Origin of the sequence: Nostoc sp. (genome assembly GCF_036917155.1) — a bacterium.
Taxonomy (GTDB): Bacteria; Cyanobacteriota; Cyanobacteriia; order Cyanobacteriales; family Nostocaceae; genus Nostoc.
Window position 1 is genome coordinate 1 of record NZ_JBALDZ010000179.1, and the last position, 24,668, is coordinate 24,668.

A 24,668-nucleotide genomic window follows, 5' to 3' on the forward strand; every position below is an offset into this window, starting at 1 on the left:
TCTATTACGAAGACAAAGCTTTCAAAATCAGATTTAATTAATACTTATGTACTACAAACTAGCGATCGCATTGTGCCAGTTGCGTAAGTCCTGTTGAAAATCGCTATAAAATTTCCATTGCCCAAGACTATGAAATTGAGTTTGACCCAATCCTAGAGTTACACGCTGGCTGGATGTGCGATATCTCACTTTTTGAGCAACACTTAGAAGCGAGAATCACTCAAATGCTTTGTGTGACTGAATTAAAGCCTTACATGAGCGTGTTTGACAAATTCGGTTTTGGGTTGAGAGTGCGATCGCGGCTGCTCACCAGGATTTATCCTTTTGAGTCATTCCTGGGCATCAACGGGAAGCCCGTTATTGAATATGAAGTCAGGGAAGTAAAGCGAACCGAGCGCGATCGCAAAAACGGAGAAACCACCGTCAAGCGATTAGCTGGTGATACTAAACGAATTAAACGCAACCGCAGCCGCGACACTTTTAAAATGCGTTTGGGCATGGGAACCGTTCTGGAACAGTCAGGAGATGGACTTGTTGAAAAACCCAGCGGTTCATCCCTATGCCGAATTAGCCTGTGGCAGTATGTCTTAACTGGTGTAGAAACTGGAAGGCTACCAAGCAATGACCTGACCAGGGAATTGATTAACTACCGCGACTCACTCAAAGCTAATGTCACCGAACAAGGTGAAAAGTTGTTAGGTGGCAAACACATTCAAGGAAAACTGATGAGCAAGGTAGTTAACTTACTATTCCAGGAATTATGTAAAATCATTCCAGTGGACTGATGCGATAGCCCTTCATTTGTATGGAGGGTTATTAAATCTCCGAAACTTTCAATTACCCTGAAGGATAATGGCAGATTGGCAAGAAATAACAGGTGGCATCACAGCACCAAGGGGATATCAGGCGGCGGGAATTACCGCAGGGTTGAAACCTTCGGGATTGCCAGATTTAGCTTTGATATTCTCAGAGGTGGAAGCGATCGCAGCAGGTGTATTCACCACCAGCCAAGTCAAAGCAGCCTGCGTAGACTATTGTCGCCAACGCTTGCAAGCTAAACAGAGCGCTCGTGCCATTCTCTGCAACGCTGGACAAGCAAATGCTGCTACAGGTAATCAAGGCTGGTTTGATGCTTTAGAGTCTGCGATGGCAATAGCCCAAGCCCTGAACATCTCATCTGAATCTGTATTATTGGCTTCCACTGGCGTGATTGGTCAAAGAATTAAGATGGATGCCTTGCGAAGTGGGATTCCCAAGGTAGTAGCAGCACTATCAGACACAGGCTCAGATGCCGCTGCTGGGGCAATTATCACTACAGATTTAGTAACAAAATCCATTGCCCTAGAGACAACTATAAGCGATCGCTCGGTACGAATTGGTGGTATCGCCAAGGGTTCCGGCATGATTCACCCCAACATGGCAACCATGCTAGCATTTGTTACTTGTGATGCTGTGGTTTCGCCTCACCTTTGGCAGCAGATGTTAGCAAGGGCAGCCGATAGAAGCTTTAATTCCATTACTGTAGATGGTGACACCAGTACCAACGACAGCTTAATTGCCCTGGCAAACGGTCAATCCCGCACCCCAGCAATTATAGAATGGGGCGCAGAAGCAGAGAAATTAGAGGCGATGTTAACAGCAGTTTGCCAGCATTTAGCCAAGGCGATCGCTCGTGATGGTGAAGGTGCAACCTGCCTCATTGAAGTGGAAGTGACAGGGGCCCATGATGAACTCTCAGCCCGACAAATAGCTAAAACCATTGCTGGTTCATCCTTAGTTAAATCTGCAATCTTTGGACGCGATCCAAATTGGGGACGCATCGCCGCCGCCGCTGGACGTGCAGGTGTGCCCTTTGAGCAAGAAAACCTGCAAATTAAGCTAGGGGATTTCTTAATGTTAGAAAATGGGCAACCTTTAACTTTTGATCGTACAGCAGCGAGTGCTTATTTGAAGAAAGCAGCAGTGGGTACTTATCTCCAACAGGATACGGTGTTAATCTCCGTTAACGTTGGCAATGGTTATGGTGTGGGTAAAGCTTGGGGTTGTGATTTGAGTTACGACTACGTGAGGATTAATGCTGAATATACTACGTAAGTTTCTTGAATCTACAGTGCCCACATATACAACCAAAATTTCCATTCCCAGAGCAAATCCCATCGTCATAACAATGACTGATTAGGCGTTAATTTACTCTCAAAACGGCTGTAAACAATTTGGGTTGGATACCAAGAAGAAAACCAGTACAAATCTTGAATAACTTTGTTAGAACTACTCGTATCTGCAAACTCAAAATGAACCAGAGCTAAATTATTCAATCCAACTACTTCTCGCCCATCTTGAAACCAACGAAATTTCCAAAATATTAGGGGCTGTAACCATTTCCACTTAGAACTTTCTGCCCGTTTCCAGGGAGCTATAAATGATGATATATCTGCTCCGAAGCGAGAAGTCTGAACGCTGTTTCGAGGTATCCATTCCAGCACACAATGCCAGTCATAGTCAGTCGCCATCTGGTATGGGCGTAGCCCACCAAATAATTGTTTTACTGAACTTTCTACCATATTGGGTGGATTGATCCACCCGATCCAATGTCGTACCTTTTCTGGTAATAACCAATCTTTCAATCGTGTATGAATCAGCCGTGTCAAAATTTCTTCATTCTTCAATGCACTAGCGGTTAATTGCACTAAGACAGATTGTAATTTGGAATGGGTGCGTGTATAAGACAAGTGAGCAACAGAACTGTAGTGAATATCTCCAGATAGAATAACAACTTGTTGACGTTCTTCAAACAAGGTAGTTAAAAATTTCGCCAGTGCTTCAGTATTAATATTCCAAGCATCTCCAACATCGGTTGAAAAAACTTTCTCGCGTTGTAAATGCCAATGGTGAATCCAATCAATCACTTGTAGTCCAAATACATTAGTGGGCGCAATCACAAATGTAGTTTGAATCTGGGTTTGTTCAGCTACTTGTTGTAAAGGTAAAACTAATTGTTGCTCAAAGGCTTGGGGACACAGCAGCATCGGTGGTGCAATTGGTTTTTGATCGGCTGGATAACCCCGCCAAGTGCGTGTATCCAGCACAATTACTTCATGGCAATCGCTCCTGACTGTGTAATGCCAAGTCAGTGCTTCAGCATCTCGATCCAAAATGAATACGGAACCGTCTCGGACTAAAATAGGTAAGCCTGTGTGGGGATCGTTAGCTGGCATACCTACATAACGCGCGATCGCCTCATCAGCCTTTGCATCTCTCCCTTGGGAAGCTGACCAAGTTTGGGCAGCCGCTAACAGCTTTTCACCTGGTTTCCCTTCTACAAATTGCCCTGGTGTATTGCCCCACCCTTGAAACACTGTATAGGCTAACAATGCATTTTGGACTATTCGTCGCCCCAAGGGACGCCCCAGCACTCGCAAACACCAAGCTTGGTTTAAATTCCAGTCATCACTAACATCATGGTCATCAAAGATGCTGTACATGGGGATATTGGCAAGGGCGCGGCGGACTTTCCAAAGTGTATAAATGAATTGTCGCAAATGATGCACTGCCTGATTCCAGTCCTTGATAGCATGGCGATCGCGCATTACTTGGTGTCCTTTGGGAAATGTTACCGGCCAGCACACTGGCGACCAAGCTAGTAAATAAGTAGCGTAATATTCACCCAGGCTGAAAAGATGACTGTTAACTTTCTCGGCTTTGTTATGTAATCCTGCGGTCAAGCCAGCTTGATTTGTCGCCACATCAGCCCGTTCTCCAGGGGGTAATTGCTGGGGAGTACAATACAATCCATTCACCGGAAGTTGTTCTTCCCAACCCAAAAGGGCATCGCCAAGAGTACTAGCAACCCACAATGATGGATCTGCGACATCATCTCCGTAAATTTGATCTCCCGTGAGAAACAGCTGGTGAGGACGGTGTTGGGGTTGATTCGCTGATGCCTGAATTAAACTGTCGAGAATTGGCAGTGCGTCAAACCCATGACCATGAGGTTTACGGCAGGAAGCATGGACAATTTGCAAATCTTGAAGATGGTTTGGCGGCAGAGCAAAGGTTGGTTTTTGATGATCAAAGTAGCTAATGCTGACTGTAGGATGAGAGTTTGGGCATAATCCTTGTTGCAGAGTTTGCGGGGTTTGGTCAGCAATAGTAAATCCGAGGTCGTATGCATAGATGTGACCTCTAGTTAGGCAATGTCCAATTTTAGACCTAGCTGTGATGGCAACTACATGAAGATACTTACCCAGAGCAACAGTAGAGCGTTCTCCCTTAAATAAACAATTTCCCAGTGCTTCACCATCATTTGTTGTGTCATAAACCTTAAGTTCTACCTGACAAGACTGTTTCAGTGCTACCCATACCGTTACTGACTCTGGTTCAGTATGTTTGAGGATTGGCCCCGCTAAAATCAGTGGCAGGTGTTGTAAAAACTCGTCCCCAACTTGATACTTCATTGCAAACAGTTGACAAAATGGTGGTGTTTTGGATGATTGTGCTTTATTTATAATCCAATCACCAAATGGGGACGAGTGTATTTGGAAGTCCTCAATCTGATTGTGTCATACCCCATAATGAGCGATGCCTTTGGCGGGCTACGCCTACGCTAAACTGTAAAATATGCTCATCAACTGCAAAACCATTAAGCCAAGCGTATTGGAACGGGTGAGACAACCATCCCACAAGAGTCATTATTTTAATTAATTCCGAGCAATACCTTCTTCCCGCGCTGCATGTTGCACAGCAGCGGCAACAGCAGTGACGACACGCTCATCAAAGACTGAAGGAATAATATGTTCCCGATCTAAGTCTGAAGGTTTGACTAAGGAGGCGATCGCACTTGCGGCTTCCAGGTACATTTTGATGGTAATTGTCTGTGCCCGACAATCTAAAGCACCACGGAATACGCCAGGAAAAGCTAAAACGTTATTGATCTGATTGGGGTAATCACTGCGACCGGTAGCGATGACAGCAACATCTTTACCGATTAATTCTGGCTGAATCTCTGGAATTGGATTTGCCATTGCAAAGACAATTGGATCTTTCGCCATCGATTGCACCATTTCTGGTGTCAAAACTCCCGGTGCGCTGACTCCAATAAACACATCTGCCCCTTGCATTGCACCCGCTAATGTGCCTTGAGCTTTCACAGCAAATTCGAGTTTTTCTTCTGTCAAATCGGTGCGACTGGTAGAGATAATCCCTTTAGAGTCGCACATCCAGATTTTTTCTGCCCCAGCTTTGCGGAGTAACCGAGCGATCGCTACTCCCGCAGCCCCAGCGCCGTTAATCACGATCTTGATTTCTGCTAAGGATTTATGTACCAGTTTCAGGGAATTAAACAACGCTGCCAAGGTGACAATTGCTGTACCATGCTGGTCATCATGAAAAACGGGGATATCTAATTCTTGGCGCAATCTCTTTTCAATTTCAAAGCAGCGAGGTGCAGCAATATCCTCTAAATTTACGCCCCCAAACACTGGAGCGATATTCTTAACTGCTTGGATAATTTCTTCTGTATCTTGGGTAGCGAGACAGATGGGAAAAGCATCTAGCCCCGCAAATTCCTTGAACAGCATCGCTTTGCCTTCCATGACTGGTAGGGCGGCGGCTGGGCCAAGATTTCCCAAACCCAAAACGGCACTACCATCGGTGACAATGGCAACAGTGTTTTGTTTGATGGTTAAGTTGTAAACTTCCTCTGGGTCTTGAGCGATCGCTGTACAAATGCGACCGACTCCGGGCGTGTAAGCCATTGCCAAATCGGAAACACTCTTCAGGGGAATTCTGCTGACAATGCTGATTTTGCCACCACGATGCAAATTAAAGGTGCGATCGTAGACACTGAGTAACTTGATGTCTGGCAATGCTTTGACTGCTTGCACAATGGTTTCAGCGTGTTCGGTACTTGCAGCATCCACAGTTATATCGCGGGTGGACTCTTTGCGGGTTTGCTCGATTAAATCAATTTGACCGAGATTACCGCCACTGGTGGCGATCGCTTGGGTTATTGATGCCAACATCCCTACACGATTGGGAATCTGCAAGCGCAGTGTCAAACTAAAACTAGAATTCGGTGTTAGGTTTGCCATGTTGATTTTGGATTTTAAGTTTTAGATTTTATATTGAATTGAGACAAAAACTAAAATCTAAGCTTTGTAGTCGGTGGAAATAATTTTTATTTATACCAATGCGTTTACTAATATAAATGAGTAACAATTTAGTAATTGTACCTAAATACACCAGATATTTTTTTAATTTTATCGGGAAAGGCAGAGGGCAGGAGGCTCAGTTGGCTTTTATGGAATTCTGACTCGTGTCAAGAAGCTCGTGACCGTTCGCGCAGCGTCTCGAAGAGAAGGGAACAAGGGTTTAAGACCCCCACCAAATTTTCTTGTTTTGTGGCCTCAATTTAGGAGGGGTTTGAATCCCCTTCTAAATTGAACCTTCTGCCCTCTGCCCTCAGCATAGCTGCCTTCTTCAACTGTGTAAATATTTGTACCCAGCAAAGCACCTATATGAAATTTTACAAAAACAATTTGAATTTATCATTTGGCGATCGCTCCGCAACACCCCTCCTTTGGATATTTTGTTGTCTGAACTTGTGCCTTTCCTTTCCAATCGGCAAAACCTGAACGTTTGCTGTACTGGCTACAGGCTCATCGCTGTCTGGTGATTTTGGATCATCAAGAGATAATGCAGATATTGTGCCTGCAATTTCCCGCGCCATCCTGTTATACCACTTCACGAAATGCGTCATACAAATAGTTGGTCTCTAATTCTTTCCCCTCTGCCCCCCTGCTCCCCTTCCGCCTCTTTTGCGCTCTACTCAATTCAACGGCTCCATAATGGCTCTTAAACCTTTACTAGAAAGTGTTTTGAGCATCTCTTTGGCGTTATATTCACTGCTAAATACTCCTGCTTGCATAACTCTTTGACCTTCCCAAACTGTGGGAAACGCACCTGGAGCAAGCGATCGCACTAAATCTCGATCCTTATCAGTGAAGAGTGTCACCACTACGCGATAACGTACACCAAATTGTGTTGTAGAGTTACCACGATGGGGAATACTTGCAGAACTTGTTCTTGATAATGGCTGCTGTGTTTGCTCCCTCATACTTGGAACTGGTGGCTGTGCAACTGAATTGGATGGATACTCAGGGGCAGTAAACTCAATCGTATTAGGATCAATCCGCACATAATTTAACTGTGGTGTATTAGGCGGCTGCACAACCTGAGTGTCAGTTGGTATTTGTCTATCTGACAAACTGCTAGGAGTAGGAAAGCCAGCGACTCTAGAGGTGGGTGGTTGTTGATTGGATCTAGGCGTGGAAAGTTGTACATTAGCTGGCACCAATGGCAACAGTTGACTATTTAATTGTATAGAAACAGGATTATTTGCTGAAATACCGTTGCTGCTTTGCCCGTTGGTAGTTTCAGAGATTTCGGGAGCCGAAAAGGTGATTTCACCATTTGCTGGCATTTCTCGTAACACATTGTTGGCAGCAGGTTGAGAATTTTGGGTTGCTAGTGCTGTTGTCCCGTTAATATCTACTTTGCCAGTGATGCGATCGCTCACAAGGTTGTTACCAGCAGCAGAAATCATCTGTTTAGCAGCGCTGGCGTTAATGTCGTAGCGGGCGTTATTTTGAAATTGATTACCTCCAGGTTCCGATGCACTACCCAAATCTGGCATTGCTTGAGCGATCGCAACTAAACCATCTTCTTTATTATCTTGAATAGAATTATTCCGCAAAATCGGGCGGGCATTTGCTTGTACCACAATTCCCGATCTATTGTTCTGAATTTGATTGCCGATGACTACAGGAGCGGAATTTTGGGCAATATTAATCCCAAAACCTGTTTGGTGAAAGACATTTTCCTTCACTTGAGGACTGGAGTTACCAGCAATTGTGATGCCATTAGCTCCATTGCGATCAAAGTAATTCTTACTAATGGTGGGTGCAGCGTTACCACTGACGGAAATACCATCTTGAGTACTGCCAGTAAATGTATTTTCTGTGACTACCGGATTGCAAGATTCAATCCATAAACCGTAACCACGGGGGTTCGAGTTCGTCACTGTCACCCCAGTGAGCAAGGCTTGGTTTGCCCCGACAATTGTGACGTTTTGACCGGCAAAGCTCCGACTCAGGTAATCACCGCCTCCCTGAATGATAATGTCCTTACCTTGATTGCTAGGATTGCCTTGAATTGAAACACCCTGTTTCAGTATTAAGGGAAATTCCTCTCCTGTCTCGGCGCTATAAGTGCCCGTGGAGAGCATAATTACAGAATTATCGTTAGCTAATCGTAACGCTTGGGTAATCGTTTTTATCGGAGCGGATTCACTACCATTGCCTGCTTTGTCATCTCCCATGCTAGGGTTGACAAATAGCACGTTAGTCTGAGGGAGTGTCTTCTTTCCTAGAGGCGCTGAATCTGGTGTCGATGGAATCTGAGCGATGCCTTCTCTACGAGAGGCTTCTCTTTCAGAGACGCTCACGCGAACGCCAACGGCGAGCTGCGCTAACGCGCTACCCAAGAACGCCATACTTGCCGCTCCCAGACTGACGGTAAATAATAATACTGAAAAACTAAAGAATAAAAGCCTTGCTGATTTCAGAAACCTCAGCTTTGCAATCAGAACATCTACTCTACAGTACTTATCAAACACATAAGGGAGAATCATATTTAACACGACTCCTTAGAAGTAATCATAAATTCTTATACTCTTACAGAGTATTATGTCGATAATATTACTCATATATTGACCAATTGGCTATATTTCATACATAGTAATAAATGCTCATCAGATATCTCCAAAAATTAATTAAGTATTACCCAAAATTCTTTGTAGGCACAATTCATGAATTGTGCCTACATTCTTTTTCACTGATATATCTCTGATATATCTATTGTGGATTTTCTGGTGTATACCTCTTCCCGGTTCTTTGTCAGGTTGTCGTTTACCCTAAAATACTTGACTAAACTTAGTGCAAAACTGTAGCCTCAAACTACCCTTATCACTGTCTATAGGAACATGGGATAATTTACCATAACCCTCACTACTACGTTGTTTTGCGTAGATTCAGCAAAAATCTAGTAAAAAAAAGCAAATTAATTAACTTATGGTTACTAGGACTTATGATAATTCACACTTCGATGAAAGCACTAACGGGGTTGTTGTAATGGTCGAGCCATACAGCCAAAAAGAGCAAATACAGCAAGTTGTTTACCGCATTTTAGATGCCAATCTAGACCGCGCTCGTGAGGGCTTGCGAATTATTGAAGAATGGTGTCGCTTTGGGTTGAATAATGCCCAATTGGCTCTTGAATGCAAGCGTTTGCGACAAGAGGTAGCCAAGTGGCATACCTCTGAACTGCGGGCGGCGCGAGATACACCAGGCGATCCGGGGACTGAGTTAACCCATCCTCAGGAAGAACAACGAGCTAGTATCAAATCGGTATTGCAAGCTAACTTTTGCCGCATAGAAGAAGCATTGCGGGTGTTGGAAGAATACAGCAAGCTAACCCTGCCAAATATGGCTAAAGCTTGTAAGCAGATGCGCTATCAGGTTTATACCCTAGAAAGTAGTTTAATGGGTCATCAGCGCCATCAATTATTGTGGCGATCGCGTTTGTATCTTGTTACTTCTCCTAGTGAAACTTTGTTGAATAATGTCGAGGCTGCACTCAAAGGGGGATTAACGCTTCTACAGTACCGGGACAAAACCGCCGATGATTCTTTGCGTCTGGAACAAGCGAGAAAATTACGGCAGTTATGCCACATCTACGGCGCTTTGTTTATTGTTAATGATCGCGTTGATCTAGCTTTAGCTATCGATGCCGATGGAGTGCATCTGGGACAACAAGATATGCCTATTGCTGTTGCCCGGCAATTACTTGGTTCGCAACGTCTGATAGGTCTTTCTACCACAAATAAAGAAGAAATGCAAGCAGCAATTGCTGAAGGTGTAGATTATATTGGCGTGGGGCCAGTTTATGAAACTCCTACAAAAGTAGGTAAAGCAGCAACAGGGCTAGAATATGTCAACTATGCTGCCAAAAATTGCTCAATTCCCTGGTTTGCGATTGGGGGAATAGATGCCAATAACATCAATGATGTGATTGATGCTGGAGCCGAACGTGTAGCAGTAGTGCGATCGCTGATGCAAGCCGAACAGCCTACCCTCGTGACACAATATTTGCTCTCCCAACTCAATCGCATTAAACCAGAACTTTAAAAGAGTTATTAGTCATTTGTCATTTGTCCAAAAAAGTAAATAACCAATACCCAATCCCCAGTCCCCAATCCTCATCCTCAGTCCCCAATCTCCAGTCCCCAATCCCCAGTCCCCAATCCCCAATTCCCAGTCCCCACATATTATGTCTAATGAGATTACGATTCAGCTAAATGGGGAAACTCATAGCTGTTCGTTTCAAACTTCTTTACCCGATTTGCTCCAACAGTTGGGTTTTAATCCCCGTTTGGTTGCTGTGGAATATAACGGCGAAATTTTACACCGCCAGTTTTGGCCACAAACAAAAGTGCAACCAGGCGATCGCTTAGAAGTGGTAACTATTGTTGGGGGGGGTTAGTTGATTTGAGTTAAAAGCTTTACAGCGCTTCCGGCTATTATGCAATACAGTTTTCCTCTTGCCCCTCTCCTATCATAGCTTTCAGCTATGAGGATGTACCTCATAGCTGCCGGAAGTGCTGTATCTAAACGAAATAAAGCCAAACAGGATGTTCGCGCAGCGTGTCGTAGACAAGACGGCAAATATTTGCCAAATGGTCAATCAGCCAAGACTGGGTTAAACAAGTCTTGGAATGATGCAGCATTTGGGCAGTTTTTCACAATCCTAGAATACATAGCTGGAAAAGCTGGGACTAGGACAATAGCAGTAAGACCTGCATATACCTCTCAATTACTCGCATATCGTGATGAATTTATCTTCACTGATTGCAGTATTCGTGAGTACTGGGATGAGAAAGAATCGCTTTGGATTGATCGGGATATTAACTCATCTATCAACGTCAAGCGCGTTGGGCTGGGACTGTTCCCAACGATAAAACGCCGTAAGGGGAATCCGGTAGTGGCTGACTCTACTACTAATAGTACCTCGAAGGAAGTTCTGGCAACATTAAGAATGTACCAGAAGCCTACACCGACCTGTACTCAGGCGGTGTAGGTAGTTCACTAATCATTAAGCATCCGTCTCAATACGTTTCGGTTAAGAATGTTTGTAGGTTGGCTTGAAGGTCGCATCTTCAATTTACCAACATCGGCGATACAAATCACACACCTACTGTGATTTAAGAAGTAAAAAGATAATCCCCATAAATAAATTTATGGGATTTAATAAGGACGTATTTTTCCTTGCGTTGTGCGTCTTTTGAAAAAATCAAAATATTTTTTCCATAAATAAATTTAGGGGCTTTTGACCATTTTTATTTTTCTTTCTTTTGCCTTTTAACTTTTTACTTTTGCCTTTTTTGGTAAGTTGTTCTGGGTCAAGAATATTAGTTAAAATGATACCAAATTTTACCACAAAGTACTGACACTTGGCGGCTCTGTTATTTCTGACGCTCTTTGCCGAGGCACAGGCTAAACGCCCCGCTACTGCTAACGGAACTCAGTACACTTCATGGCAGTTCCAACTGGATCAGAAATTATTTTGTCATGCTTAATGTTTGAAAAGCTAATAATTAGGGTAACATATTAACTGTAATTCGCCATACACGTTCTTTGTATATATTATGCAAACTCCTAAGGTGCTGGCTTTGTCTACGCAATGACATACAGCAGTTTTCTTTTGCGTGAAATACAAAGCTATGGGTTTGGAGGCAGGAAGCAGGAGACAGAGTAGAAACTGTTTATATCTGATTTGGAGTCCTGCATTTTGTAACTCATTTACTTGCAAACTGCTGTAAATAATTTTGCATACCCACTTAAAATCGCTTCCACAACCTGAGAAGTTTGACACGAGTACCTAAAAGCTTGATGGGAAATGAAATTTGAGGAATTTGAAAAATTAGCTAATTTATCGTGGCAGCAGTCATTAGTCAGAAACAAATCAGCGATACCGACCGTAGAGCTACCGCTAACCCCGGATTTCTCACCACATCTCTCAAAACCTTGTGCTCTTGAGCAGAGGAGCAGGGGAGAGATTTGTACAAGTTCTTTCCCCTCTGCCCCTCTGCCCCTCTGCCCTTCTGCCCCTCTGCCCCTCTGCATTTCAAGCTTGTGAGAAATGCGGGTAACGCAATTTTATAGACGTAGAAACCGCTCACAGTAGCAAAGTTATGAAGTTGACTGCCAAAAAGGAGGACAAGTAATTGCTAACAACACATAGCGAAAATGAACTACAGTTGACTGCTGACGTGCTGGTAATTGGTGGTGGCCCTGCCGCCGCATGGGCAGCATGGGCAGCCGCATCTCAAGGTGTCAAAGTAATCATTGTTGATAAAGGTTTTCTCGGTACGAGTGGTGCCGCTGCTGCTAGTGGTAATGGCATTATGGCTCCTTCTCCAGAGAATTGGGACAAAGTTGTATCGGAGCGTTATCGCTCAGGAAAAAACCTAGCTAACTTACGTTGGATTGAGCGTGTTATCGAAAAAACTTGGCTCAGTTTGCCCCTAGTAGAAGATTGGGGCTATCGTTTCCCCAAAGAAAATGGGGAATCTGTGCGCCAGAGTTATTACGGCCCTGAATATATGCGGGTACTTCGCAAAAACCTCTTGCGTGTTGGTGTTCAGATTCTCGACCAAAGTCCAGCGCTAGAGCTTTTATTGGCTGATGATGGCTCGGTGGCTGGAGCCAGAGGTGTGCAGCGGCAACATCATCGTACCTATCTCGTTCGCGCTGGTGCAGTAGTCTTGGCGAATGGCGGGTGTGCATTCTTAAGTAAAGCATTAGGTTGCAATACCAATACAGGTGATGGATTGCTGATGGCAGTAGAAGCTGGCGGCGAACTCTCCAGTATGGAAGCGTCTAATCACTATGCTATCTCGACGGCTTTCAATGCCACAGTGACACGGGGGGTTCCCTTTGGTTGGGCTAGCTTTAGCGATGAGGCGGGTAACGATCTTGGTGGTTATGTCAATGGTCGTCGCGATCCATCGTTCCTTCCCAACGCACTCTTAAAAGGGCCCGTTTATGCCCGTTTGGATAGAGCTACACCTGAAGTCAAGGCAGTGATTGAGAAATCCCATTTCATTGCTTATCTACCTTACAAAAAAGCTGATATTGATCCCTATACAGAACGAGTACCTGTGACACTGGTTTTAGAAGGTACTGTTCGTGGTACGGGTGGAATCCGTTTGACCGATGATAGTTGCGGTACAAAAGTACCCGGACTCTATGCCGCAGGAGATGCAGCCTCACGTGAGTTCTTAGCAGGTTTAGCTTCTGGTGGTGGTGGCCCCAATGCTGCTTGGGCGATTTCCACAGGTCAATGGGCTGGAGTTGGTGCAGCAGCTTTTGCTAAGAGTCTGGGCGCTCATGCAAATGAACGGGTTGCACGTCCTACCGGTCAAGCCGGATTGCGATCGCCTACGGTGGGCGGAACGCCATCGCCTTCACCGTCTTCTGCTTCATTCGATAGCGAGGCGATCGTCCGTGGTGTTCAAGATGAGATGTTCCCTAATATTTCGAGACACGATACGCGATCCAAATACCTACAATCCCCCCGATAACACTCCATAGGATCGAGGTAATCGATAGCAAACTTCCACCCCATAATATCGGGATATAACTGCCAATAGTAGTTCCTAAAAACATACCAATTCCGATCAGTAATTTATTCATTTGGAAAAAGCCTCAAAAGTGGTTGCAATGAGTAGCTATGAATGTCCAGGATTTAGCTTTCCAAGGGAAATTCCGTACTTCTACCTTGCTCAACTTTTGAGTTACTGGCAAGGGTAAAATTAAGTAGTTAAGCGATCGCTAATTGTTCAAGTCTGGACAAAATCACACCAAAGACTCAATACACTAAGGTTTTCCAAAATTACTGAATTTATTTATACCGCTAATTACCAGCCAAGTACCTCCAGAGGAGATCAACAACAACGGTGTTAACCAATCACCCCAACGCACATATAAAGTCTGTGTCTGTCGCCGATAAATTGTTTCAGCATGAGTTTCGTAGGTATTATATCCAGATATCCACAAAGTTCCACCATGAGGATTTACAAAGGCTGAATATCCGGTATTAGTTGCCCGTGCTGACCATCGATCAGTTTCAATAGCCCGCATGATATCCTGTGCATGATGCTGGAATGGCATTGATGCAGTGTAATGGGCATCGTTAGAAGAACTGAGGATAAATTGCCCACCTGCCGCCGCTTGACGGCGAAATTGTTCAGGAAAAGCAGATTCATAACATATACTAGCGATCGCTCGACCAAAAGGAGTGTCAAATAGCTGATTTGCGGAACCAGCAACTTGATGTGCATCCAAAGGCGACAAGCGTTGAACTATTCCGCCTAAAATTCCTTCAAAGGGAATATATTCTCCCAGAGGTACTAGCTTGGCTTTATCGTAGCGGCTAACAATTTCACCTTTACCATTGAAAGTAAACAAACTAATTGTATAGCTGTCTCCCCGTTCGCCAAAAGCCCCAATCCAAGCAACTACGCCTTTTTCTTTCACTGCTGCGACTAAGGCAGTTCCCAACAAGTCACGTTGGAAAATAGGTAAGGCTCCTTCTGGGGTGAGGACTGCATCTACACTTTGATTTGCTAAAGTTAGATACCCATTGGTGTAATTTTCTTGGGCGCGACGAAACCCTTCAGAACTTCGTAAAAGTCGGTTCGGGATATTACCCTGAATAATCCCTACTTTCAAGGCTGCTTCTGGAGGTTGAGCGATGGGGCGGCTATATAAGATAAAACCTATGAGGTGTAAGCTAATTAATAATCCTGTGGCGGTAACTAAGTATTTATTAACGAACCACAGAGGCGCAAAGGACACAGAGGAAATCTTGGCGCTCTTGGCGTCTTGGCGGTTCGTCCATCCTTCAGCAATTAATCCATTAACAGCAACTATTGCCGCTGTCACAGTATTAGGTCCAGAGAGTTGCCCCAGATGTACAATTACGAGATTATGCGGACTTTGCGTGTAAGCCAGGGAACTCCACCACAGAGGACCGGCACTCCACAGACTTTCTAAACCGCACCAAACGGCTGTACCAATCAATATACGTAGCCACGGTTTTTGTCCGCCCAGGCGAACCATTACAGCTGCCCAAATAGTAACGAATACCCCTCCCAATACACTGATAAATCCCCAACAAAAAAGGGTGATTGCCAAACTCGGCAACCACGGAACGCCCAACCATGTCATTGGGTGAATTCCGGTAATCCAAAATAGGGCAATACCGTGATAACCGATACCCCAGAGGAAAGCAGGGGGAGCAGGGGGGGATTGGTTTTTGCGTTTGGAGTAAGTAACAACTAATACCCATAAGGGAACTAGGGCAATCCAAGCCAAGAACCATGCACCCACTGGAGCGACGGTTAATCCCATTAAAATCCCACTGGCTAAGGCAATCAAGTAAGGGAGTAAGGCGGTTAACCTCTCCCCCTGCCTCCCTGGCTCCCCCTGCTTTTTACTCTGCTTCTTCTGCATCGCCAGCATCAGGTGGAACTATTGCCACTCCGGTAATAGCGTCGTCTTCATCTAAACGCTGCACTCTTACCCCAGTCGCCGATCGCGATTGAATAGAAATCGCATTCACTGCTTGCCGGATGATAATACCGCGATTTGTCACCATCATGATTTCATCATCATCGTTGTTGACAATGCGTAGGGTTGCCAACTTATCTTTGTTTTTACGGTTTTTGAACTTGGTTGCCATTAAACCCTGACCAGCACGATTTTGCAGGCGGAACTGGGCAACAGGTACGCGCTTACCATATCCTCCCATTGTAATTACCAACACCCAAGGGCCAACAACGCCACTGCTAGGCACTTCTGCGGACTCTTCATTAATTTCGGTAATTTCGATATCTTCTGTTTCGATTGTTTCGATATCTTCAATTTCGGCTTCTGTAACATCCAAAGTTTCAAGAATTGCTGCGGGCAGAATATCCATACCCACTAGTTCATCTTTATTTTTGAGTTTCATGGCTTTTACCCCACGAGTCGCCCTACTTAAAGGACGCAGTTGTTCGTGGTTGCACCGGAAGTTAATCGCCATCCCGTTACGAGAACCAATGATTACACTGTCCTCGACTCTCGCACGCCGCACCCAGCGGAGTTGGTCGCCTTCTTCTAAGGAAATAGCAATCAAGCCATTGGCGCGAATGTGACTAAAGGCTGTCAATTCGGTTTTCTTGATATTGCCGCCCTTAGTGAGCATAACCAAATATTCTTCATTGCTAAACTCGTCAACCGGTACAATTGAGGTGATTTTTTCCTCTTTGGGAATCGGTAACATTTGGACGATTGGTGTCCCGCGACTGGTACGCGAACTCGCTGGAATTTGATAAGCTCTTAAGCAGTAAACGACACCACGTTCACTAAAAAATAAAATACTGTCGTGATCGCAGCAAGTTAAGAAATGCTCAATGGTATCATCATCTTTGACCTTGGCTGCGGCCTTGCCTCTGGTAGCACGGCTTTGAGCTTCAAAGGTGTTGACTGGCATCCGTTTGATGTAGCCTTGCTCTGTCACTAAAATTATTGCTTTTTCATTGGCAATTAGGTCACGGTCATCTAATTCCCCTTCCCCTGGTAAAATCACCGTGCGCCGAGGTGTGGCAAAGCTAGTTTTGAGTTGCCCAACTTCGGTTTCAATGATTTCTAGCACTCTCTCGCGCCGGGCCAAAATATCCTGCAAATCGGTAATCTTCGCTTGCAATTCATCGTGTTCCAGACGGATTTTGTCTGCTTCTAAGGCAGTCAAGCGCCGCAATTGCATTTGCAAAATCGCATCTGCTTGCACTTCTGAGAGTCCGTAAGTTGTGATTAACTCGCCTTTAGCTGTGGGTGCATCGGGAGCATGGCGAATCAAGACAATAATTGGATCTAACTGAGCCAGGGCAATTAATAACCCTTGGAGGAGATGGTCGCGTTCTTCGGCTTTGCGTAGTTCGTAGCGGGTGCGTCTGGCAATGGATTCGATGCGGAAATCCAAGAATACGCTTAAGAACTGCTTGAGGGTGAGTACTTGGGGTTCGCTATTCACCAGCGCCAGCATATTCGCGCCGAAGTTGGCTTGCAGTGGCGTTTGCTTGTAAAGGTTGTTCAGCACGACGCGGGGATAAGCATCACGCTTGAGTTCGATGACAATTCGCATCCCGTCGCGATCGCTTTCATCCCGGATATCTGCGATGCCCTCTAGCCGCTTTTCGTTCACCATTTCGGCGATTTTCTCAATTAGCGCCGCTTTGTTGGTTTGATAGGGCAATTCGGTGATGATAATTGCTTCTCTATCTGGTCGTCCCCGTTGTTCAACGGTTTCAATGTTAGCGACACCACGCATGGTGATGGAACCACGCCCTGTAGTGTAAGCTTCGCGAATGGCAGATGTTCCTAAAATCTGCGCCCCAGTCGGAAAATCTGGGCCGTGGACATACTGCATTAATTCGATATCGGTGATTTCTGGATTGTGGATTACAGCCACCAAAGCATCAATCAATTCGCCCAAGTTGTGGGGGGGAATGTTGGTGGCCATGCCCACGGCAATGCCAGAGGAACCGTTGAGCAATAACTGGGGAATCCGTGCTGGTAAGACTGTGGGTTCTTGTTGGGAACCGTCGAAGTTATCGGCAAAGTCTACAGTTTCTAATTCGATGTCGTGGAGTAGACCAGCGCTAGTTAAAGCTTGCAAGCGGCATTCTGTGTACCGCATGGCGGCAGGCGGATCGTTATCTACCGAACCAAAATTACCATGCCCGTTCACTAGGGGCGATCGCATGGAAAAATCCTGCGCCATCCGCACCAAGGCATCATACACTGCTGTGTCGCCGTGGGGGTGATATTTACCTAATACTTCCCCCACCACACGGGCGCATTTCTTAAAGGGGCGATCGTGGAGCAGACCTAGCTCGTGCATTGCGTAGAGAATGCGACGATGCACAGGTTTTAGACCATCCCTGGCATCTGGCAGCGCCCGACCCACTATCACGCTCATGGCGTATTCCAGATAAGACTGCGACATTTCGTTTCGCAAGTCTGTCGGGATAATCCTCTCCTGTGAGGTTGTCATAACCTAAAAATCTCCAAAAATCGTAGATTTTAGCTTTTTTACTCAACAAAGCGCAAAATTATTCTAAATTGCTCTTGAATAATTGCTATATTTTGATATAATCTTAGCATATATTGCTTTTTATTGCCTGGGTGGCAGTAGCGCCGTCTTTGTCCCATTCCCTAGTCTCCAATATTCAGCAATTTCGCCATCGCCAACCGTTGCAGTTTCCCAGTAGCACCACGAGGTAGTTGCTCCAAAATGTGAACTTGCTTGGGAACTTTGAAGTCTGCCAGCATGGTTGAACAGTGAGCTAAAAGTTCTTTTTCGCTAGCTTCTGCTTTCAAAACCACGGCAGCGTGGATATCTTCTCCTAGAGATTTGTGGGGAACGGCAAAAGCTAAGGCTTCGGCGACAGCGGGATGACGCAGCAAGACATCATCCACTTCTAAGGGAGAGATTTTTTCCCCACCCCGGTTAATCAATTCTTTAATCCGTCCAGTCAAGCGGAGGTAGCCATCTTCATCCACAGTCCCCTGATCCCCTGTGCGGAACCAACCGTTTACAAAAGCAGTGGCGTTAGCTTCTGGATTATTTTCGTAGCCATCTATAACATTGGGTGCTTTTACCACCACTTCACCCAAGCTTCCCTGAGATAATAAGTTGCCTTCAGAGTCCATAATCCCCACTTCCACACCAAAGCCATAACCTACAGTACCCGGTTTCCTGACTTTTGGCGGTAGGGGATTAGTGGTCATTAAGTGAGATGCTTCAGTCATGCTGTAGGCTTCTACCACAGGAGCATTCAGAGTTGCCTCTAGCTGTTCAATGATAATCGGGGGCAAAGAAGCGCTACTAGAGCGAATAAAACGAAAGCGATTAGCTTTAACAATTTCTGTATTGCGGCTAGCACGTGCCAAAATTGTCTGGTGCATAGTTGGCGCTGCGGAGTACCAGGTGGGTTTGTAGATATCTACCAGTTTCCAAAACTCCAGGGCATTGAAACCATTGGGACAAACTAGTGTACCGCCCGATGCCAGAGTTGCCAGCAAACAGCCCACCAATCCGTGAATATGGAACAGGGGCATTAGGCAAAGTGTGGTATCTGCGGCTGTGAGTGAATAAGCACCAATAAAGTTGTTAGCTGAAGCGATTAAGTTGCGATGACGAATTGGCACACGCTTGGGACGACTAGTAGTGCCGCTAGTATGGAGAATCATTGCTATATCATCGTCCCCAACCAAATTTTCCCAGTCCCCATTACCCCTTATCCCCAGAGGGGACCCCGAGTTCCCCAGTCCCCAATCCCCAGCCCCCAATCCCCAGTCCCTAGCCCCCAATCCCCAATCCCCAGCCCCCAATCCCCAGTCCCCAGCCCCCAATCCCCAATCCCCAGTCCCCAGTTCAAAGCTTAATGTGCCGTCAGTGTTTACCTTGGCATTAATCAGTATCATATTGGGTGTGACAGCGGCAATGGCTGCTTCTGGCCCCTCAGATAACGTAATCAGTGCTTTTGCTTGGGTATCTTGGTAGTAAAAGGCAAATTCTTCTTGCTTGTATTTGGGATTTAAGGGTGCAGCAGTGCCACATAAAGCAGCAGCCAAAAAGGTAATCGCCATTGGTGAACCGTTAGTCATAGCAATGGCAATACGTTCTCCCCGTTTCAATCCAAAGCTGTTAAGTTGGGATACTAGTCCAACAACATTGTCGCGCAATTGCTGATAAGTTAGCGATCGCCCCTCAGGCGTAATTAGCGCTGGATGATTGTCTTCCCCCACTAAAAGCTCAAATAAATTCATTCAAAACCTCCAGATTAATAAAATTGGGCATGGGGCATTGTTTAGTAAGTTTAAGGCAAAAAACAAGAGCTAAAATTAAGTCAATAGTGTGGAGTGTGGCTGTCGTGACTAGAAATCAGAAAAATCTTTTTCACCAACTAAACCCCATAGATAAAATATGGATCGTCGGAATTTTCTAAAGTATGTCACTTTAGCAGGATCTAGCTTTGCCTTAACTAGTTGTATTCAAGGCAGAAATTCTAAATCTCCGGTTGAGGCGTTTCCTTCAGCGTCGCCTGTGACGGTAAATGAACCTCTCAAGGTGGGATTTGTTTATGTGGACTCTGTGGGTGATTTTGGCTGGACTTATGCCCATGATTTGGGTCGCAGAGATATGGAAGCCAATCTTCAAGATAAGGTAAAAACTACCTTTGTTGAAAATGTCAAAGAAGGTGCTGACGCTGAAAGGGTGATTCGCCAATTAGCATTAGATGGTAATAAGTTGATTTTTACAACTTCCTTCGGGTACATGAACCCAACAATTAAAGTTGCCAAGGACTTTAGTGATGTTGTCTTTGAACACTGTACAGGATACAAACGTGCTACCAATGTTGGCACTTATCTGGGACGTTTTGAAGAACCGCGTTACTTAACCGGCATGATTGCTGGTAAGATGACAAAATCAAATGTAGTTGGTTTTATTGGCGCATACCCAATTCCAGAAGTAATCCGGGGAATCAGTGCATTCACTCAAGGAGTACGGTTAACAAATCCCCAAGCAAAAGTTAAGGTGCTTTGGGTGCAAAGTTGGTATGATCCTGCTAAAGAAAGAGAAGCAGCTCAAGCTTTGGTCAATTTAGGTGCAGATATACTGACGCAGCATACCGACTCTAGTGCTGTTGTCCAATTGGCTGAGGAAAAAGGTATTTATGCTTTTGGCTACAACACTGATATGAGTAAGTTTGGTCAAAAAGCCCACCTGACATCAGCTATTAATAAATGGGGCAAATTCTATACAGAAAAAGCCTTGGCTGTAATGAGTAATACTTGGAAGTCTCAAAATGTTTGGGATGGTATTGCTCAAGGAATGGTGGATATTTCCCCAATGAATGAGGCGATTCCGGCTGATGTGCAACAACTAGTGAATGCGAAGCGCGATGAGTTTATTCAGGGTACTGCACACCCTTTTAATGGCCCGGTGAAAGACCAAAAAGGGGTAGTGCGAGTGCCAAAGGGTAAAGTGTTGGATGATCGGGGACAACTAGCGATGGATTGGTATGTTGAGGGAATTGAAGGGTCAATTCCTAAAGGTAAATCTTAGTACGCTACATAACAGGTTGAGGAACGAAACCCAATATTTCCAGGGTTTTGTTGGGTTGCGCTTTGCTTCACACAACCTACAATTTTTCTTATCCCTAGTGCCTAGTTCAAAAATGGCGGGGGCAAATTAAGCATTAGACATAGGAGTGAAAATTAAATATGCATTACCTGAAACCCTTTGTAGGGAAAATTCATGTAGACGCGGAGCCTGATATCTTGCACCAGGCGACTGGAAGTCGCGGCTACACAGGCAAAACCCGCCTGCGCGGGTTGAAAACCTTGATTTTGCATTAGTCCGCGTAGGCGGACGAGAGTTTGTATAGCCGCGATTTCTAATCGCCAGGGCTAGGTGCAAGATATGAGGAGCGGCTTCCCGCAGGGTATTGTCCCTACGCCTTTTCTGGAGATGTCTAATACAGCGTCTATTACATAAATGCGATCGGCATTGCGAATTGTACTGAGACGATGGGCAATCACTACTCTAGTAGCGTTTAACTTAGCTAAACTTTCAGTCCTTCTAAAAGTTCTATGGCTTGGAAGTCAGCCGTGCCGATTCCCTTAACCAAGTCAACGATTGACATCTGGCATAATTGGATAGGTTCAATTGCGATCGCTACAAAATTCCATTCGTTAGTAATTATGTCTATACTTGAGAACGAATATTTTCATTGAAGGAGGCAGGAGGCAGAAGGAGCGATTCGGGAGCATCTCAATGAGTGTAAAAACACGCCTGCCCTGGCGAATGGAATTCGCGCGCCAGTTGCTCATGGGGGAAACCCCCTTCTCTACGAGTGATTCAGGAATCAAATCGGATTGCTATAGTTAAGGATATCTTCTGCTACCTGCGCCCACTACACCGATTTTGTGGCGATAAGAGAGTTCAGCACCAAACCAACCAGAAATACTAGTCAGCGTACCGACAACAAGCGAGAGTAACAGTCCCCAAGGTAGTATTCGGGATTCAGCGTCACCCAAGCGTAGGAGAAAGTTGACGAGTGATAAAACTAGCAAAGAAACGTTAAGTATTAAATGCACCCAACCGGCAGTATGTTTGCGGACTCGTTCAATTTTCAAAAAGTCGCTAAGACCGATCGCTGCTGCAAGGACACCTCCAGCTAATCCAAGTCCGATTAACCATAACGAAGCCCTGGCCCAAAAGAAATCACCAGTTAACCAATAGCCGATGTCACTCCCCAAGGCGGCGGCTAAAAAGGCTATGGGAAAGATCACACTCAGGGGATGCAAGGGATGTCCTGCGATCGCAACTGTGCTAGGTACACCGCTATCACGATACTCACTATCGTTACTTTCAATAATTGGTGGAATATTTGGGAAAGGTGTTGAATTTGTTGGCGTTGTTTCTGTAGTTTCCATTATTAGTATCCTAAATTTACTAGCGTTATCTTAATCAGCAGGAATCTATTCAACATCAGCTTCCGGTTGCAAGCTTTCTTTACCTATTTTTTATATATTTTGTATTTTGTTTTTCTGCCGTTTTTTCAGTACTTGCTCTTTTAGCTTATGACTATCTGACAGTACTAATTTAATCAAATACCATCAGATTTTTATCTATCTAGCGATGTAATACAGATTTAAATTTTGTCTATCTAAAAGTATAACGAGAGCATTTTATTTTAATTGATAGAAAGTGCGTATATAAGCAGATGTAGACATTGCTTTTACAATCATTTTTTCAAAGGCAACATCAACCCAGGCACAAAATCTTCACCGCTTAATATTGCTGTAGCTAGAACATTTTGTTATAAAATTGACACAAACCTTTTAATTGGTAGAGTTCTCCTGAATTCTTACCGCAGGCGGAGCGACTCCGCTCCTGACATTTAACTCCTTTTATACAATGCTCTCAGAACGTTTTACCGCAGCCCTTATCTACGCCACTGAACTACACGCTAACCAAGTTCGTAAAGGTTCAGGTGTACCCTACGTTGCCCATTTATTAGGTGTCGCTAGTATTGCTTTAGAATACGGAGCAAATGAAGATGAAGCGATCGCAGCTCTCTTACACGATGCGATCGAAGATCAAGGCGGGGCCGCAACACGAGAAGAAATTCGCCGTCGCTTTGGTGACAATGTAACAGCAATTGTAGATGGTTGTACTGATGCTGATACAACTCCCAAACCCCCTTGGCGACAGCGCAAGGAAGCCTACATCGCTCATATTCCTACCGCTTCCCCATCAGTTCTGCTCGTATCATCAGCAGATAAGCTTTACAACGCCCAGTCCATTCTCAAAGATTATCGTGTTTTGGGCGATTCGCTCTGGGAACGTTTTCAGGGGCGTAAAGAAGGCACTCTTTGGTATTATCGAGCGCTTGTAGATGCCTTCAGAAAGACTGGAATCACGCTAATTATTGAGGAATTAGAACGGGTAGTTGCACAAGTTGAACTATTAGCATCTCAATCAAAAAATTTATTTACCCAGAATTAGATAAAAGATTCATGAAGAAAGGGAAAGGGGGAAAGGGGAAAGGGGAAAGGGAACCCCATACTTAAAAGCAGGGGTTTCAAGCATGGACGCTGATTTTTATCACACTACGTGTCTCAAAAATCTTCTTTTCTTGTTCTCCATATTTAAAAACAGGGGCTTTATACCCTGTGGGGAAAAGTTCTTTATTTCTACCCTTTCCCCCTTTCCCTTTCCCCTTTTCCCCTTCTTGGTAATGAACTAGACAAATATCCTTTTTACAGACACGATATAGTCATGTCTCTTACAAATAAATTTTGGAACGAATTTTGGCTTTTAGGTTCTCTCTCTAGATAAAAAATCTTTCTCCCGGTAGATAGGTGTACTGACATTATTCTGACTGCTATGTTACCAATATGACGATAGTAAGACAAAATACCCTAAATCCAACCGTAAGTCCTCCAGAAAGCTTGACAGAAAAGTATATGGAAGCAGAGCGTATGCATGATGTTCTGCTTTTACTGCAAAACTTGATTAACAGTGAAGAAGCCACTGTGAAACTAATTCTGGATTGCCTTTATGATGTTGGTTCAGTGAATCTGATCAATCAAAAGCTTCGCCTGAAGCCCTTAAACAGGGTGATGAAATTAATTGCCCGAATGTCAAAACCAGTTTTTAGAACCATAGCTTTAAATTGGTTTAAAAAGAACTGTCCCCAATTGATTACTAATTGGCTACATACGCAGGTTGCTTTTGAAAAGCCCCAAAATATGCCCGAACAAGTAGCTATCGAAGTTGTACAACTAGAACCTTATTCTATACCACAGACAGAAAGTCTCAGCCAAGAGATTCAAAATCTGCGCTATCAGATTAGATGGCTAGCTGGGATTTCAATAACAGCGATCGCTATTTTAGTCGTAACAGCCATTCGGTTAAACTGAAACCTATGA

General features: G+C 44.7%; 18 protein-coding genes and 1 pseudogene. 11 read left to right on the top strand and 8 right to left on the bottom strand.

All coding sequences use genetic code 11. The annotated features are described in order from the left end of the window. Positions 1 to 107: 107 nt before the first annotated feature. Together V7K67_RS23800 and argJ are read left to right on the top strand one after the other, a co-directional pair. A pseudogene (locus V7K67_RS23800) lies at positions 108 to 785 on the top strand (IS110 family transposase); the annotation flags it as partial. 67 nt (positions 786 to 852) lie between these two features. Next, complete coding sequence (gene argJ, locus V7K67_RS23805; protein ID WP_335168682.1) at positions 853 to 2,094, top strand: bifunctional ornithine acetyltransferase/N-acetylglutamate synthase; 1,242 nt, start codon at positions 853 to 855, stop codon at positions 2,092 to 2,094. A gap of 65 nt (positions 2,095 to 2,159) precedes the next feature. On the opposite strand, the gene V7K67_RS23810 is transcribed toward argJ, so the two are convergent. The 4 genes from V7K67_RS23810 to V7K67_RS23825 all read right to left on the bottom strand — a co-directional run bounded on the left by V7K67_RS23810 (position 2,160) and on the right by V7K67_RS23825 (position 8,689). After that, positions 2,160 to 4,454 carry a PhoD-like phosphatase gene (locus tag V7K67_RS23810; protein WP_334733714.1) on the bottom strand — a complete coding sequence of 765 codons (2,295 nt, stop codon included), beginning with the start codon at positions 4,452 to 4,454 and terminating at the stop codon, positions 2,160 to 2,162. Positions 4,455 to 4,697: 243 nt separating this feature from the next. Continuing rightward, a complete protein-coding gene (locus V7K67_RS23815) occupies positions 4,698 to 6,089 on the bottom strand; it encodes a malic enzyme-like NAD(P)-binding protein (protein ID WP_334707179.1) in 1,392 nt (463 codons plus the stop codon). 434 nt (positions 6,090 to 6,523) lie between these two features. Next, complete coding sequence (locus V7K67_RS23820) at positions 6,524 to 6,757, bottom strand: hypothetical protein (protein ID WP_334733713.1); 234 nt, start codon at positions 6,755 to 6,757, stop codon at positions 6,524 to 6,526. Positions 6,758 to 6,826: 69 nt separating this feature from the next. Further along, positions 6,827 to 8,689, bottom strand: coding sequence for a DUF1565 domain-containing protein (locus V7K67_RS23825; protein WP_335168685.1), 1,863 nt, complete (start codon positions 8,687 to 8,689; stop codon positions 6,827 to 6,829). Between the two features lie 499 nt (positions 8,690 to 9,188). Here V7K67_RS23825 and V7K67_RS23830 point away from each other — a divergent pair, with 499 nt between their 5' ends. The 4 genes from V7K67_RS23830 (at position 9,189) to V7K67_RS23845 (ending at position 13,699) form a co-directional block, all read left to right on the top strand. Next, a complete protein-coding gene (locus V7K67_RS23830; RefSeq protein WP_335168687.1) occupies positions 9,189 to 10,244 on the top strand; it encodes a thiamine phosphate synthase in 1,056 nt (351 codons plus the stop codon). 142 nt (positions 10,245 to 10,386) lie between these two features. After that, positions 10,387 to 10,599 carry a sulfur carrier protein ThiS gene (gene thiS, locus V7K67_RS23835; RefSeq protein WP_334707183.1) on the top strand — a complete coding sequence of 71 codons (213 nt, stop codon included), beginning with the start codon at positions 10,387 to 10,389 and terminating at the stop codon, positions 10,597 to 10,599. 93 nt (positions 10,600 to 10,692) lie between these two features. After that, the gene (locus tag V7K67_RS23840; protein WP_335168689.1) at positions 10,693 to 11,193 is read left to right on the top strand and encodes a zinc ribbon domain-containing protein; all 501 of its coding nucleotides are present in this window, start codon (positions 10,693 to 10,695) and stop codon (positions 11,191 to 11,193) included. Between the two features lie 1,147 nt (positions 11,194 to 12,340). Beyond that, positions 12,341 to 13,699, top strand: coding sequence for an FAD-binding protein (locus V7K67_RS23845; protein ID WP_335168691.1), 1,359 nt, complete (start codon positions 12,341 to 12,343; stop codon positions 13,697 to 13,699). 295 nt (positions 13,700 to 13,994) lie between these two features. Here V7K67_RS23845 and lnt read toward each other — a convergent pair whose 3' ends face one another. The 3 genes from lnt to V7K67_RS23860 form a co-directional block, all read right to left on the bottom strand. Continuing rightward, entirely contained in the window at positions 13,995 to 15,632 is a 1,638-nt protein-coding gene (gene lnt, locus V7K67_RS23850) for an apolipoprotein N-acyltransferase (RefSeq protein ID WP_335168693.1), read from the bottom strand. Beyond that, on the bottom strand, positions 15,613 to 18,216 hold the full coding sequence (gyrA, locus tag V7K67_RS23855) for a DNA topoisomerase (ATP-hydrolyzing) subunit A (protein WP_334732637.1): 2,604 nt from the start codon (positions 18,214 to 18,216) through the stop codon (positions 15,613 to 15,615). The genes lnt and gyrA overlap by 20 nt, the downstream gene beginning before the upstream one ends. A gap of 161 nt (positions 18,217 to 18,377) precedes the next feature. Then, on the bottom strand, positions 18,378 to 19,994 hold the full coding sequence (locus V7K67_RS23860; RefSeq protein ID WP_334732638.1) for an acyl--CoA ligase: 1,617 nt from the start codon (positions 19,992 to 19,994) through the stop codon (positions 18,378 to 18,380). A 157-nt stretch (positions 19,995 to 20,151) separates the two neighbouring features. Here V7K67_RS23860 and V7K67_RS23865 point away from each other — a divergent pair, with 157 nt between their 5' ends. From V7K67_RS23865 to V7K67_RS23875, 3 genes are all read left to right on the top strand, one after another. Continuing rightward, a complete protein-coding gene (locus V7K67_RS23865; RefSeq protein WP_334732639.1) occupies positions 20,152 to 21,294 on the top strand; it encodes a BMP family ABC transporter substrate-binding protein in 1,143 nt (380 codons plus the stop codon). Positions 21,295 to 21,452: 158 nt separating this feature from the next. Further along, positions 21,453 to 21,587 (top strand): hypothetical protein, encoded by a 135-nt coding sequence (locus V7K67_RS23870; RefSeq protein WP_334732640.1) that lies wholly within the window; start codon positions 21,453 to 21,455, stop codon positions 21,585 to 21,587. A 234-nt stretch (positions 21,588 to 21,821) separates the two neighbouring features. Next, positions 21,822 to 21,965 (top strand): hypothetical protein, encoded by a 144-nt coding sequence (locus V7K67_RS23875; protein ID WP_334732641.1) that lies wholly within the window; start codon positions 21,822 to 21,824, stop codon positions 21,963 to 21,965. A gap of 150 nt (positions 21,966 to 22,115) precedes the next feature. Here V7K67_RS23875 and V7K67_RS23880 read toward each other — a convergent pair whose 3' ends face one another. Beyond that, complete coding sequence (locus tag V7K67_RS23880; RefSeq protein WP_334732642.1) at positions 22,116 to 22,667, bottom strand: DUF2231 domain-containing protein; 552 nt, start codon at positions 22,665 to 22,667, stop codon at positions 22,116 to 22,118. A gap of 484 nt (positions 22,668 to 23,151) precedes the next feature. On the opposite strand from V7K67_RS23880, the gene V7K67_RS23885 reads away from it, so the two are divergent. Both V7K67_RS23885 and V7K67_RS23890 read left to right on the top strand, forming a co-directional pair. After that, positions 23,152 to 23,742, top strand: coding sequence for an HD domain-containing protein (locus V7K67_RS23885; protein WP_334731875.1), 591 nt, complete (start codon positions 23,152 to 23,154; stop codon positions 23,740 to 23,742). Positions 23,743 to 24,134: 392 nt separating this feature from the next. Further along, positions 24,135 to 24,659 (top strand): hypothetical protein, encoded by a 525-nt coding sequence (locus V7K67_RS23890; protein WP_334731874.1) that lies wholly within the window; start codon positions 24,135 to 24,137, stop codon positions 24,657 to 24,659. Positions 24,660 to 24,668: the final 9 nt, after the last annotated feature.

Excerpts from the sequence above, each read along its gene's own strand:
- argJ (WP_335168682.1), top strand. The coding sequence starts at position 853 with ATGGCAGATTGGCAAGAAATAACAGGTGGCATCACAGCACCAAGGGGA.
- V7K67_RS23810 (WP_334733714.1), bottom strand. The coding sequence starts at position 4,454 with ATGAAGTATCAAGTTGGGGACGAGTTTTTACAACACCTGCCACTGATT.
- V7K67_RS23815 (WP_334707179.1), bottom strand. The coding sequence starts at position 6,089 with ATGGCAAACCTAACACCGAATTCTAGTTTTAGTTTGACACTGCGCTTG.
- V7K67_RS23820 (WP_334733713.1), bottom strand. The coding sequence starts at position 6,757 with ATGACGCATTTCGTGAAGTGGTATAACAGGATGGCGCGGGAAATTGCA.
- V7K67_RS23825 (WP_335168685.1), bottom strand. The coding sequence starts at position 8,689 with ATGATTCTCCCTTATGTGTTTGATAAGTACTGTAGAGTAGATGTTCTG.
- V7K67_RS23830 (WP_335168687.1), top strand. The coding sequence starts at position 9,189 with ATGGTCGAGCCATACAGCCAAAAAGAGCAAATACAGCAAGTTGTTTAC.
- thiS (WP_334707183.1), top strand. The coding sequence starts at position 10,387 with ATGTCTAATGAGATTACGATTCAGCTAAATGGGGAAACTCATAGCTGT.
- V7K67_RS23840 (WP_335168689.1), top strand. The coding sequence starts at position 10,693 with ATGTACCTCATAGCTGCCGGAAGTGCTGTATCTAAACGAAATAAAGCC.
- lnt (WP_335168693.1), bottom strand. The coding sequence starts at position 15,632 with ATGCAGAAGAAGCAGAGTAAAAAGCAGGGGGAGCCAGGGAGGCAGGGG.
- gyrA (WP_334732637.1), bottom strand. The coding sequence starts at position 18,216 with ATGACAACCTCACAGGAGAGGATTATCCCGACAGACTTGCGAAACGAA.
- V7K67_RS23860 (WP_334732638.1), bottom strand. The coding sequence starts at position 19,994 with ATGAATTTATTTGAGCTTTTAGTGGGGGAAGACAATCATCCAGCGCTA.
- V7K67_RS23865 (WP_334732639.1), top strand. The coding sequence starts at position 20,152 with ATGGATCGTCGGAATTTTCTAAAGTATGTCACTTTAGCAGGATCTAGC.
- V7K67_RS23870 (WP_334732640.1), top strand. The coding sequence starts at position 21,453 with ATGCATTACCTGAAACCCTTTGTAGGGAAAATTCATGTAGACGCGGAG.
- V7K67_RS23875 (WP_334732641.1), top strand. The coding sequence starts at position 21,822 with ATGGCTTGGAAGTCAGCCGTGCCGATTCCCTTAACCAAGTCAACGATT.
- V7K67_RS23880 (WP_334732642.1), bottom strand. The coding sequence starts at position 22,667 with ATGGAAACTACAGAAACAACGCCAACAAATTCAACACCTTTCCCAAAT.
- V7K67_RS23885 (WP_334731875.1), top strand. The coding sequence starts at position 23,152 with ATGCTCTCAGAACGTTTTACCGCAGCCCTTATCTACGCCACTGAACTA.
- V7K67_RS23890 (WP_334731874.1), top strand. The coding sequence starts at position 24,135 with ATGACGATAGTAAGACAAAATACCCTAAATCCAACCGTAAGTCCTCCA.